This window comes from Moraxella ovis (genome assembly GCF_900453105.1).
Taxonomy (GTDB): domain Bacteria; phylum Pseudomonadota; class Gammaproteobacteria; order Pseudomonadales; family Moraxellaceae; genus Moraxella; species Moraxella ovis.
Map to the genome: position 1 here is coordinate 1,716,883 of NZ_UGPW01000001.1, position 13,143 is coordinate 1,730,025.

General features: G+C 43.6%; 8 protein-coding genes and 2 pseudogenes. 3 read left to right on the forward strand and 7 right to left on the reverse strand.

The features are described from left to right. The first annotated feature begins 133 nt into the window (after positions 1-133). Both DYD54_RS08170 and DYD54_RS11430 read left to right on the forward strand, forming a co-directional pair. Positions 134-1,713 (forward strand): annotated as a pseudogene (locus DYD54_RS08170) (catalase). A 103-nt stretch (positions 1,714-1,816) separates the two neighbouring features. Further along, complete coding sequence (locus DYD54_RS11430) at positions 1,817-1,981, forward strand: hypothetical protein (protein ID WP_157079189.1); 165 nt, start codon at positions 1,817-1,819, stop codon at positions 1,979-1,981. On the opposite strand, the gene DYD54_RS08175 is transcribed toward DYD54_RS11430, so the two are convergent. The 5 genes and pseudogenes from DYD54_RS08175 to DYD54_RS08195 all read right to left on the reverse strand — a co-directional run. Continuing rightward, on the reverse strand, positions 1,961-2,548 hold the full coding sequence (locus DYD54_RS08175; RefSeq protein ID WP_084260674.1) for a transferrin-binding N-lobe domain-containing protein: 588 nt from the start codon (positions 2,546-2,548) through the stop codon (positions 1,961-1,963). The genes DYD54_RS11430 and DYD54_RS08175 overlap by 21 nt on opposite strands. Further along, the gene (locus DYD54_RS08180; RefSeq protein ID WP_063514496.1) at positions 2,476-2,703 is read right to left on the reverse strand and encodes a hypothetical protein; all 228 of its coding nucleotides are present in this window, start codon (positions 2,701-2,703) and stop codon (positions 2,476-2,478) included. Before DYD54_RS08180 ends, DYD54_RS08175 begins: the two co-directional genes overlap by 73 nt. 419 nt (positions 2,704-3,122) lie before the next feature. Continuing rightward, positions 3,123-5,930: a lactoferrin/transferrin family TonB-dependent receptor gene (locus DYD54_RS08185; RefSeq protein ID WP_063514497.1), complete on the reverse strand. Its 2,808-nt coding sequence runs from the start codon at positions 5,928-5,930 to the stop codon at positions 3,123-3,125. Between the two features lie 30 nt (positions 5,931-5,960). Beyond that, positions 5,961-9,701 carry a transferrin-binding protein-like solute binding protein gene (locus tag DYD54_RS08190; RefSeq protein ID WP_063514498.1) on the reverse strand — a complete coding sequence of 1,247 codons (3,741 nt, stop codon included), beginning with the start codon at positions 9,699-9,701 and terminating at the stop codon, positions 5,961-5,963. Positions 9,702-9,977: 276 nt separating this feature from the next. Beyond that, positions 9,978-10,376 (reverse strand): annotated as a pseudogene (locus tag DYD54_RS08195) (aminotransferase class I/II-fold pyridoxal phosphate-dependent enzyme); the annotation flags it as partial. A 24-nt stretch (positions 10,377-10,400) separates the two neighbouring features. On the opposite strand from DYD54_RS08195, the gene DYD54_RS08200 reads away from it, so the two are divergent. Further along, positions 10,401-10,679, forward strand: coding sequence for a hypothetical protein (locus DYD54_RS08200; protein WP_063514500.1), 279 nt, complete (start codon positions 10,401-10,403; stop codon positions 10,677-10,679). A 328-nt stretch (positions 10,680-11,007) separates the two neighbouring features. On the opposite strand, the gene DYD54_RS08205 is transcribed toward DYD54_RS08200, so the two are convergent. After that, positions 11,008-12,024, reverse strand: coding sequence for an L-lactate permease (locus DYD54_RS08205; RefSeq protein WP_147285088.1), 1,017 nt, complete (start codon positions 12,022-12,024; stop codon positions 11,008-11,010). A gap of 17 nt (positions 12,025-12,041) precedes the next feature. Then, positions 12,042-12,692 carry an IS1595-like element ISMov1 family transposase gene (locus DYD54_RS08210; RefSeq protein WP_063514502.1) on the reverse strand — a complete coding sequence of 217 codons (651 nt, stop codon included), beginning with the start codon at positions 12,690-12,692 and terminating at the stop codon, positions 12,042-12,044. Positions 12,693-13,143 lie beyond the last annotated feature (451 nt).

Consider the following 13,143-nt stretch of genomic DNA (forward strand, 5'->3'; position numbering starts at 1 on the left):
AACCATCGCGCAAATATCTTACAAAAACCAACAAACCCACACTCACCATTCTGTTATACTAACCCACTTATTTAACCCTAGCCATCTTTAACCCTAGCCATCGCCGAGGACCATTATGACAGACAAAAAAGCCATGACAGACAACAAAACCAACACGATTAACCCCCAAACGCTTGAACCACAAGACGCCCACAAAGCCGTTTGCCCTGTTACCCACCTGACACGCCAAAACGGTGCGCCTGTGGTCTCAAATCAAAACTCAATGACCGCAGGGGCAAGAGGTCCTATCCTACTGCAAGATTTGTGGCTTAACGAAAAACTTGCCGACTTTGCCCGTGAAGTCATTCCAGAACGGCGTATGCACGCCAAAGGCTCTGGGGCGTTTGGCACATTTACCGTAACAAAAGACATCACCCAATACACCCGTGCCAAAATTTTTAGCCAAGTTGGCAAAAAAACCGAAATGTTTGCACGCTTCTCAACGGTGGCAGGCGAGCGAGGGGCGGCGGATGCCGAGCGAGACATTCGTGGCTTTGCCCTAAAATTTTATACCGAAGAGGGTAACTGGGATATGGTGGGCAACAACACACCAGTGTTTTTCTTGCGTGACCCCCTAAAATTCCCTGACCTAAACAAAGCGGTCAAAAGAGACCCACGCACCAACATGCGTAGTGCCACCAACAACTGGGATTTTTGGACGCTACTGCCAGAAGCCTTCCATCAAGTAACCATCACGATGAGCGATCGTGGCATTCCCAAATCTTATCGCCACATGCACGGCTTTGGCTCGCATACGTATAGCTTTATCAATGCCGATAATGAGCGTTTTTGGGTCAAATTCCACTTTCGTACCCAGCAAGGTATCCAAAACCTAACCGATAGCGAGGCCGAAGCGGTCATCGCCAAAGACCGTGAGAGCAATCAGCGTGATTTGTTTGATGCCATTGAGCGTGGCGATTTCCCAAAATGGAAAATGTACGTACAAATTATGCCCGAGCAAATGGCAGAAGAAGTGGATTTTCACCCCTTTGACTTGACCAAAGTTTGGTCAAAAAAACAATTTCCGCTCATTGAAGTGGGCGAGTTTGAACTAAACCGCAATCCAGAAAACTTCTTTTTGGATGTGGAGCAAGCTGCCTTTGCTCCAAGCAATCTGGTACCAGGGATTAGCGTATCGCCTGACCGTATGCACAAGCTCGCCTGTTTAACTATGCCGATGCACAGCGTTATCGCTTGGGCGTAAACCGCAACCAAATCCCTGTCAATGCCCCACGTTGCCCTGTGTACTCAAACCACAGAGACGGTCAAGGGCGAGTGGGCGACAACTATGGCGGACGTCCGCACTATGAGCCAAACAGCTTTGGGCAATGGCAAGAACAGCCCCAATATGCCGAGCCACCCCTAAAAATCAGTGGCGACGCCAAGCAGTGGGATTTTCGTGAAGACGACAGCGATTATTTTAGCCAGCCACGAGCCTTGTTTAATCTCATGAGCGATGAGCAAAAACAAGCCCTGTTTGATAACACTGCAAGGGCAATGGGTGATGCGTTAGATTTCATCAAATACCGCCATATCCGCAACTGCCACGCCTGCCACCCTGATTATGGCATGGGTGTTGCCAAGGCGTTGGGCATGACGGTAGAAGATGCCATTAAGGCGTATGACACCGACCCTGCCAAACATTTGGCGAGTTGTTTGCCACCAAAGGCGTAACGTAGTCTGTTGTTTTTAAAGAAAGCCACTCTGGATAGAGTGGCTTTTTGTTTTGATTATTATAAAATATAACTGTCGATCTACCAACTTAAAAAGACGTTTGATGGAAAAATTACTCGCACTTGCGCTATTGCTATCATCTACTGCTTATGCCAATAACATTCCTGATAGTTTTGATAACCGCCCTGTTTTGCCAACGGTACAAAAATTAAGCACATTTGACTGGACGTGGCAAAATGTCGACCAATTACCCAACGTTTCTACCTGAGAAGCCAACCCTGACCACGCAGGGCGACTCATGCAAACCTTGACCGTTAGCGAACAAAACCCCCACTTTTGCCTCTTTGATGCGGTTGTTGACTGCTGCCTGTAAAGAGGTGGCACCTGTCAGATTCCCTGGGATGGAGGTGTCGCTCATGTTCTCTTGGGTAAACCCTTCGGCAAGTGCCGTTCTGTTTGCTGTGGCATTGCTGACGAAATCCCATGTGCCTTTGTAATGCACCTTTTGATTGGACATGACGGTCGCAGGGTTGCTGCCTTGATAAAACAGATGACCGTACTGTCCTGCTGGCACTTGATAACGCCCATCGTTGGCATTGATGAATTGCAATCTAGACTCGCCAATCACATAGCCTGAGTGCACATATTTTAATGGGCGGGTGTTTGATGGGCGTGAGTCGTCGTGCGAATAATACACGCCATCGTCATTGTATTTGGGAGTGGCGATGATGCCATGGCCCAAATCGTTTGCCTCTGGATTTTCTATTTTTTCTTTGTAAATTTTAGGAAATTCTTCAAGAGTATGGTTGATGGCAACGATTTTGGCTGGGTCAATATGACCGTCTCATCAGGCTTGATCTCACCTCGCATACGGACCACTCGCTTGGGGATTTGTGTCAACACATAACCCAAAGCTGGCTCTGACGCATCGGCATCAAAAGTGCGTCTTTCGACCTTGTCGTCTTGATAGGTGGGTGCTTTGGGAGCCACTGGTGTCTGTTGGGTTTGGGTCTTAGCTTGCGTGTTGGCACTTTGTACCGTACCTAAATCGAAACTGTCCTGCCACTGGCACCAAGCAATAACGCACCGATGAGTACACCCAAGGGTTTTGCAGAGAATTTCATGCCATCTCCATGTTGTGATGATAAATAATGATAAATAATCATCAATATCTATTGATATTTGTGCATGATTGTAAATGATATTTATTATTATGTCAATTATTTGGCAATATTATTGCACGCTCATCGTCCTTTGGTTGATTTGGTCATGCCTTATCATTGACATGACGATCAAGACCACCCAAAGGTACTTTTGTTGTCATCCAAGCGTTCAAAGAGCATGAAAAAAAGTCTGACCCACTGTCTTGGTGAGTCAGACTCGACGCTTTGCTCTTTAACACCGCATCATCAATACTTCATCTCAAGCGACACGACAAAGTTGCGACCGGGAGCTGCGTACTGATTGGATGAGTTTTGACCATGGCGGTTGCCAGAGGTAATGGAGGTCTGTCTGAGCGACTCCCAAGTACTATAGCGATAATTTAAGGCATTCTGCACGCTGCCACGCAAGGTAATGTGCTCACTTGGACGATAAAACGCTGACAAGTCCAAAGTATTCCAGCTGCGACTCTTGGCACTGGTTGCTGTTCTTTCATACGCCTCACCGCTTGGTACATGAGACTTGGTTTTAAGCTCATCAGAGTTTTTGGCACCTGTGATTGTCCAGACAGCATTCATGCCCCATTTGTCGCTGTCGGCGGTATAATCAAGCCCAAGTACATATCGGGTTGGCGTGATGGTATCTAGGAAATAGCCGTCTGCATCGACAAAGACCTCTTTCAGCTCATTGGACTTGACATTGGTACGCAGATAGGCGGCACTGCCTGTCAAGCCTGCTGGGAATTTGTCGGACAAAGCATTAAAGTACAGCTTGCCGTTCACACTGATGCCGTCTAGATGTACATCTTGGTAGTTGCGATATGCCCAGATGTTACTGCTTGGCAACATCGGGGTGGCACCAGGGAAGCTTTTTAGCGTCAGGTCAATCAAGTCCTCATAGCGGTTGTCAAAGTAGCTGACTTCCAAATTGCCAAAATCGCCACCAAACACCACGCCAACCTCTTGGTTTAGAGCTTTCTCTGGGCGTACATTGGTCACCTCATGACGGAAAATTCTGTCATATGGTGGCGTTTTTGTTTGAGCTTTGGTCTGTCCATCTAGACGATAACCGAACAGCTCTTTGAAACTTGGGACACGATAACCTGAGGAGATGCGATACAGCAGCTCGATGCGGTCGGTAGGTCTAAATGCCAAACCCACATTCCAAGAAGTGTTGCTGTATTTGCCTGTACCTGTCCAGTCATCATCACTGTTAAAGTCGTGCTTATCATAACGCAGCCCAAGACTCAAATCAGTACGCTCACCAAAGCGAATCGTGTCTTTTAGGTTAGCGTAGGCATTATAACCTGTAATGACGCTGTCGCCGCACTTACGAGCCTCACCCAGCGTCGTCGACATGTCTCGGCAGACATCAAGATGATCCAGCGTGGGCTTACCTGCTGACCACACTTGGAGAAATTCGCCGTCTTTGTTCCTTTTGTCAGCCAAGAACTGAAAGTTTTGCAGGTATCTTTTTTCGTGCAAATCACTGATGCCACGAGTCGACTTGAATCGGTCAAAGCCAACACCGCCTTGAATGTTGTGCGTGATTTTCTCACCATACCAGCTTTTGGCAAAGTTGGCACGAATCAGATTATGCAATTCGTTATAAGTCGTGCGGTTGGTTACCTCACTAGAATTTGGCTTGTCAGGACTTGGCTTACAGTCTTTGTCCACATTCGGATAAACCGAACAAGCTTTTGTGATGGCAAAGTTGTCGATGTTGACAGACTGACGGTCAAAGCTGATGTTTGCTTCATCAAACACGCCCAAAACATTGCCACCTTTGAGCTGATAGTCCAGACCCCAGCGGGTTTTGTTGTGTCGCTCATCGATGAATCTGGCTTGGGCATAATGAGCTCCCATGAAGTCTGCTTTGACAAAGCCTTCATGGTAGTTTTGACCTGTATAGACCTTTTTGCTGTTCGTGCTGGCGTTTAGTGGACCGCCTTTAAAGTTCGGATGGTCCACCAAGTGATACGCCTCTTTGGTCATGTCCCGTGTGTCGTACTGCTGTTTGGTGTTTTCATAGATGACTTCTAGTCTTTGGTCATCGCTGATGTTGTAACCAAGTTTTGCCAAGTAAGACCCTGATTTATAGTCCATCGGGTCGCCCATCACACGGCTTTTGCCAGTGTAGTCTTTGGCACTCATCTCCTCTACGACCGGCTTACTAGAAACGGTTGGTTTGGCTTGACAGTCATCGATGTTGTTTTGGTAGTTTGCACATTCCTCGGCGATGACGAATTTGTATTTATCAAACTCAATGCCACCATTTCTAAAATCATCAGGCGTGCTTGCCCAACGCCAAACACGATACTGGGTTTTAAGAATGTCTTTATGTGGCTGCACCGAGTCTTTGGTGCGGTCGGTATATTGCACGAGTGCGTCTACTTTGTCGCCACGAAAGGCAGCACCCACCGAGTGCATGATTTGCTTATCACGGCTGGCATACGCACCTTTATAAAAAGTGGTGAACTTCTGGTCGCCATCTAGCACATCATCAACACTCTTAGTGCGGAAACTCACCGCACCACCTAACGCCCCACTGCCAGACTCTGTACCGCTGGCACCTTGGCTGATTTGTACAGCACTCACATTTTCAAGTTCAATTTCATTGATGGCACCACTGCCCTCACGACCATCGTCATCTTGGCGTTTTTGTACCAAATAAGATTGTGCTTGATTCAGACCATCTACCGTAACCGCCACACGGTTTTTGTCCATACCGCGTACTGTGTAACCAGAGCTGGCACCACGCCCTTGTTCGACAACAGCTACACCAGGGGTGTCTCTCACCAAATCACGGATTGATAAGATTTGTTTTTCGCTGATTTCTTGGGCGGTCTTGACGGTTTTGCCCAGTCCCGTCACCTCTTCACTTCTCTTGGTTGGGCGTTTGGTGATGACCGCTTCAATCTCATCAAGCACGACGACTGGTGCGTCGGCATCAGGCACAACCCCGTCATCTGCCGCCATCGCAGGTGCAATGCTGCCAAACAGCACCGCACAGACCGCTACGCTCAGATGCGTTAAACGATGATTCATAACTTTCATATTTTCCTCTTTAACTCTCTAATCGTTGGGTCATTTTGACACATTGTCAGTGTTGTCTTTGCCATCTTTGGTGCCATAGAATACGCCACCACCAATCGCCGGCTCCTTTTCGCCCCCGATGTCTTGTTCGCCATCAAAGGAGAAGCCACCCGCCAGATGTTGTGCATTTTCACCGTAGAATGCACCATGCAGATTGTCATCAAATAAGGCATTTTGTTTGATAATACCACCTCCAATATCTAGCACCTTATCTAGATACAAGCCTGTGTCTCTTGCAATGGCTCTGCCGGAGAAAGTATTGTCCTTGATGGTAGCTTGGATATCAAAAGCTGGCTTAGCAAGACCCTTCTCGATCAGCTGACCAACCAAAGATTTGTCATCAAAATTGACATGGAATTTTGCCTGGCTGTCATACTGCCCTAAGCCTGGCTCCGTACTCCAAGTACGACCGCTCTCAATTCTGGCGTGCCAAGTGCCACGATAGTAAGCCTCGCCCTGCCGTGGAATTTCGCTGACTGGCGTGCGTTCGCCCATCACATAAAAACCGCTCAATGAGTTGTCCAGACCCATGTCCTCAGTCAAAGGTCCTGCTTTTAGGAAGCTTAGTAGATTGTCCTCGTTGTCTACATTGGCTTTGTCGCCTTTGGCAACCAATTCAACAAGCATTCTTTGTGGTTCTGCACTGGCTTTTTGTAGCTTCTCTAGTGCTGCTTGCTGTTTGTTGTAAATTTCACCGGCTTCTTTAAGCTCTTCGATAGCAACTTTCACCGCCGCATCGATTTTTTCCAGCACGCTTTTTAGCTCTGCTTTGACTTGACCCTGTTTCTCGCTACTATAATACGCCAAAACTCGGCTTTCGATGCGTGACGGTAGAGCCTGTTTGATTTGCTCAATTTCTTTTTCATCGCGCTTTTCATCATAGTGTGCCAGCACTCTTTCACGCACATTCTCGTCTACATCAGCAAGTATCTTATCAAGTGTTGATTTATCTTGTTCGCCCGCAAAGTATGCAGCAAGCTTACCCTTGGTATCCTCTGGAATTTCATCCAAGATTGCTTTTAATTCAGCTTGTTCGTGCTTTTGCTCATAAAAAGCAAGCACTTTTCTTTTCATGTTTTTTTCAAAGGCTTCAATTTCTGTTTGTGCTTCTGCATCGTGCTTTTTATCAGCGTAATACGCCATTGTTTTGGCTTTTAGATGATCATCAAGCTTTTTGATGGCTTGCTTATACGCATCATCTTTTTCATCGCTCTGGCGTACATCTAAGACGTTCTTGATTTCTTGAGGCACGCCAGCCAAAATCTTTTGTGTTTCAGGGTCATTAGCCAGATCTCGGCTTGATGGCATTTGATGGTCACGATATTCACCCAAAAGCCCGATCAGCTCGTCTTGATCACGAGACAGCTGTGCTCTAAAATCGTTTTTCGCCAATCTGATCGCTTCTGCACTGTACTCTACTTTTTCCATCTCTTTTGGCTTGATGGTAGACTCTTTTGGCAAGAATACTTTCCAGTTTTCTTCTTTGCTTGGGTCAAATTTATCGCCATCTTTGATGAGTGCGACGATTGCCTCAACCGTACGATCTCTTTCGGCAAGGTTGTCAGCCCCAAGAGTTTCATCATCGCCATGCTCATCTTTATCAATGATCTCTTTTAATTGAGTTACCAGCTTTTTCACTTTCTGCTCAATCTCTTGTTTGTTGCCATTTTTGTGGGCACTCAACACTTGCTCTGACAATTTTTTCTCAAGCTCATCTTCTTCTAGCTCACCGCCTTCATAGTTAGAGATGATGTCATTCAGTCTGTTCTCGGCACTTCTAAGAGAGGATTTTAGCTGATTTTTCGCTTTAGTGATGTCTTCTACATTGTATTTACCTAGAAGATCGCCTGCGGTTGCCAATGCTAAGGTTTCTGACTCTATTTCTAAAAACTCAGCCCATTTATCTTCGTTGCCCTCAGTGATTTTATCGCCCTTTTTGAATATGGTTGTTATTTTTTCTGACACAGCAAAAAAGTCGTCATCGAATTTCTCAAGCTCGTCATCAATGCTACCACCTTTGTCCTTGTTAGCATTCTGGCTAGCCTGATTTTTAAATTCATCCACTTGCCCCAGCAACTCATCAATCTCTTTTAGAACATCATCACTTCTTGTGCTATAACTGGCAAATACTTTTTCAATAAGTTGTTTGCGCAATTCGTGCTTATCTTGATCTTGCCCAAGACGATAATTATCAAAAGCCTCGTCTAAAGCGTCATTCAATTCCTGAGCTTTACTGTTGCGTCGCTCTGCCACCTGTGCTTTTGCCTCCGCCACTTTGGCAGCAGCAGCTCTTTTCTCAGCATCCTCAGCAGCCCGTTTTTCTGCCGCAATTTGAGCAGCAGATTTTTTGTTTAAGTCTTTGGTTCTGTTGATGTAACCCAAATTGACCAGCCCATCGGTCGTACCAAAGTTGGTGATGACCGCCTTTTGACCTGTGGGCAAGTCAACGCTTTGTTGGGCGAATTTGCCATTGGTTACTGGCAGCAGCTCGATGAGCTGGTTGTTCACGCTGATTTGCTTGATGTCGCCCAAAAGGTCAAAATCACTGATGCTGCTTTTTTGTCTTGGGTTGACATCTTTGTCTTTGGTCATGTCCACATACAAAGAACCATACGCTCTGTCAACAGACACCTGCTGGTCTTGATTGTCTTTATCTCTTTTGGCAGCAAACACACCAAACACTGACTCATCATCAGTTAAAAACTTACCTGCCAACTCTTGGGCTTGAGGACCGTAAAAACCACCCTCTAAGCGATTGGTCGCATCGGTCTTAAATAAAGTAAATGTCTTTTCCTTTATTTCATTAAGCACAATTGCACTACCTAGGAAACGATTGCCCTTGATGTTCGCTTCGATGCGATATCTGTCTTCTGTTTTTGGCTCTTCGTTCAGCAAGCTTCTGGTTTCAGCCCTAAGTGTGCCGGTAAGCTTCTTATTGTCAAAATCTGCTTCAAACACAGCCTTGTGATGCCCCTGACGAGGCGGCTGATCGCCTTCATATCTTTCAGCAAAGCTGACTGCACCAACATCATTTCCAAAGCTTTTATCCATATTATAGAACGCTCCACCGCCGATAGCTTCTGGACCAAGCCCTTTATCACCATCAGTGTTTTTATGGCGAATCTGTTTGGCATCGGTGGCAAAATCCCAATGACCGTTATAGGTTGCTTTACCCTTAGCAATTCCCATGGTGGGTTGTTCGCCATAATAATAAACATAGCCATCGCCTTTTTGATAGCGAGTTTCTTGCTCACCTGCAGGATTGTGGTTGGTATCGTCAGTATAAAGATGATTAGAAAAAATCCAGCCTGCCTTTACAAATTGATAATTCTTATTGGTTTCATCATTTTTATGGATAGGTTGGTCAGGATACCACTCTTTGATTTTAGCTTCCAGTTCAGCAACGGGATCGCCATTTGTCTTAATGACATCATCCACAGCGATCTTTTTTTCTTTTTCCTTGTTGGCATACAGATTGCGCTTAGGAATAAGAGAGAACGCACCCAATGATGGTGCATTCAATTTATCCGTCTCAGCCTGCTCTGCGGTTTTTTCAACCTTTTGAACAGAATCTTTATTGGTCGGTTTGGGAATATCTGTGGGGTCAAGACCCATCTGTATGTTATTAGGGTTGCTAAACCCGCCTGTACTACAAGCAGTCAGCAATGCAGCACTGACGGCAAGCACGAGTGGTAGGGGCGTGAATCTTTTGGTGTTGAATGAATCAGACATGGTGCCTCCAAGCAGACAGATTGATTTGATTGGCCGAACTGAACAGACGGCAAGCGTTGTAGATGGGTGATGATTGTTGCAACAAACAATTATCAATGTTGATTGTTTGTTGCAAATAACACTCTTTCTTATTATAATTGATACAAAATAAAAAGCAATAATAATTATTATCAATAATCATTATTGCTTGAAGGTTCATGCCACATTCTGTCAATGTGTCAAGCCGACATCTTTATTGGGCATCGAGCAGCTCATGGCACACTGATGTGGCAGGTGTTATCTCAATACTTCGGCAATCGCATGAGCGACATGGTCGATGTTGTCATGGTTTAGACCAGCCAGACACATACGACCATTTTCTACCATGTACACCGCAAATTCTTCTCGCAGACGCACCACTTGCTCGGTGGTCAGCCCCGTAAAACTGAACATACCACGCTGTTTGGTAAAGTAGCTAAAATCACGCTCAGGCAGCTTAGCGGTGAGTGCATCTTGGAGTTTTTGACGCATTTCGCGAATGCGATCACGCATCTCATAGACCTCGCCCACCCACTGCGTGAACAAAGCATCATCATTCATGATAACATCGACCACCGCACCGCCGTGCGATGGCGGACTAGAATAGATGCGGCGTACGGTAAATTTGAGCTGACCCAGCACACGCTCTGCCTCTTGTGGCGATAGCCCCATTGGAGCAAAATGAAATTTTGTATATGGGGAGGCAATTATCAAAGCCGAGCAGAGAAAGATGGATATAAAATTTCCGATTTGATACAGCAAATTGAAAATGCTTTATCCGAAAACAGCCAAGTTATTATGGCTCAAAGAATGACTACCATTCAAAACCAAACGCCACGCAACGACGGTTATGGAAATATGGTAAATGACCGAGCCATTTTTGAATTAACCAACAAAAAACCACGAGCAGAATTATTTTCAGTCATACCCAAAGGCGACAACAACAAGCCGCCAAAATAAAAAAGATAAAATCCGCCTATATGTTGCCATATAAGCGGATTTGATATTATAAACGCAATCTTGGGTAACTTAAAACTCCAACGCCCTTGCGTTCATTTTTAATATAATGCATTTTTGCATAAAAATCAATGCCTGATATCACTTTATTTGTAATGATTAATCCATGAACCTGCTTTTATTTTAAAATTAGATAAATAAGATTATACAATATCCAATTTGTATTCAGGCTAGATAGGCTGTTGCTAGTAATATTACATAAATTGCCATCATGCATCGCATGCCAAAATTCAACATTCTTTTTTCATCAACTTTGACTTTCATGCTATTATCAGCAATAGTTTTGATAAGAATAATAATAGGCATCGAAGCAAATACAGCATAGCCAGACCCTACATTTTGAATTGCCGAAAATAGCAACGAGTCTCCAATAGATTCTCCCAGGTTTTTTTTGAATGCCCATTAGCAGTGCATTACCACCAAGATTTGACCCTGTTATAAAGCCGCTAAGCATTGCAAACATAGGGGAGATAGATTTTATAAAAAAATCATTGTTTTGACTGTTAATATGAGCAGCCATGTTTTGAATAAAGCCAGAAAAATTCATAAATTGAGCAAGAAAAATAAATATGAATAATACTGAACAAGCTTTGTAAGCCTTTGTCACCGGCACTTTAATGTTTATTTTTTTATGATAGGCTAAACAAAGCACAGCAAGAAAGATGGCAAATAAAGGGCTGGATGCAAGAGAGAAGTTGACTCCATACCCATGAATGGTCGATAACGATGATAGCAATGGAAATATCCACAAAAGAAATTTATTAATTATAATAAAAAAAATGATTAAAAAATAAGGACTTATGGCTTTCAAAAGATTTTTAATTTCCTGAAATAGAGATCTTTTATTTTGTAGTGTAAAAAAACAAAAGAAAGTAAAAAATGTAGTCATTCCAGCGATAACACCCGCAATTTCAACAAGTTGTAAACGGTTAAAAATATAGAGTAGTGCACATAATAAACTTGATAGTGTAGATGCAAAGAAAAAGTCGCGAAATGAATAGCTCTTTGTCTTAACAAGATATAAGGTTAAATTGCTTAATAATAGAAATATTGGCAATATTAAATACGATGATTTCAATCCAAGTTCAAGAATAGTATATCCTGAGATTTGTGAACCGACCAAGGTTGCAAGACCTAAGGTGCCCCAAGGCATAATATTCATACTAAGCATCGAAAGCCTTTCCGCTGTTCTTTGTTCAAATAAACCAAAAAATAATGGAACAGCCAGAATAAGAGAAATGCCAAAGCCCATAATGGACTCAATGGCTGGTAGTAAGCCAAAAATCAAGGGGCTGTCCTAGATAACTAACCCAAACTGCCCTTAAATAATTGTTTTAAAATGGAAATTTGAGATTTAAGGTCACTGTTATTAAAATGCCATTCGCATTCTTTAAGATAAAGCTCAAAGTGTTCTTTGGGAACACCGTTAAATTTGCGTAAATGGCGTTTTGCCTGATTCAAAAAATTCTCTATTCCGTTAATGTGATTTTGTTTTTCTGCAAAGTGCGTACTGTGATTGATTCCAAAGTGATTAAATTCACTAACATCAAGCACATCATAGCTTTCGTAGAAATCTGTGTAAACAATGCTGTCAGGCTTTACTTTTTCTCGTATAATGGGCAATAAAGTGGCTGACTTTGTATTAGGTACGGCAACGGTATAAACCTTGCCATTTCGCTTTAATAAGCCAAATACCGCAGTCTTACCGCTTGCACCACGACCACACTTACCTTTGCGTGTTCCGCCAAAATAGCTCTCATCAGCTTCAACTTCGCCATCTAGCATTTCTAGGTGCTGACTGTGTTGATAGATGAGTAGGCGTAATCGGTGAAAATAGTAAGCAGCTGTTGTTTTATTTACATTAGCTAATTGAGCTGCCGTTCTTGCAGTAACACCTGCAACAAACAGCTCAATGAGTTTGTTTTGTTTGTACTGACTTAGACGACTTTTTCTCACTGGGTTATTTTAACCTAAATGGAGTTTTTAGTCATTATCTAGGACAGCCCCTAAAATAATTTTATTTTTAAAACATAGGAATTTCGGTTCTTTTTATAAATTTTTCCAATGCTTTTTATCAAATCTAACATCTACAATTCTTAACAACTCAGGAGTATTAAAGGGCTTGATAAAATACCGCCATGGCATTTCACAACCGCGACTATCCATATAAAGAACATCCCTGCTGTATTGAATCGGTTGCATGTCGATTAATTCTTTCACTTCTCCAAACCACTCAAAATAGATGGTAGCACCTCACCCCATACCACTATATATTCTTATGTCTTCTGGAGGTAAAAGATTAAGGCAAAAATCTTCACACTTCCAAACATCGGCTTTGGTTCCAAGTATAAAATAGGAAATATATTGTTGAGTTTCTAGTATTGATATAGCATTAGATACGCCAGTA

Excerpts from the sequence above, each read along its gene's own strand:
- DYD54_RS08185 (WP_063514497.1), bottom strand. The coding sequence starts at position 5,930 with ATGAAAGTTATGAATCATCGTTTAACGCATCTGAGCGTAGCGGTCTGT.
- DYD54_RS11430 (WP_157079189.1), top strand. The coding sequence starts at position 1,817 with ATGGAAAAATTACTCGCACTTGCGCTATTGCTATCATCTACTGCTTAT.
- DYD54_RS08190 (WP_063514498.1), bottom strand. The coding sequence starts at position 9,701 with ATGTCTGATTCATTCAACACCAAAAGATTCACGCCCCTACCACTCGTG.
- DYD54_RS08200 (WP_063514500.1), top strand. The coding sequence starts at position 10,401 with ATGAAATTTTGTATATGGGGAGGCAATTATCAAAGCCGAGCAGAGAAA.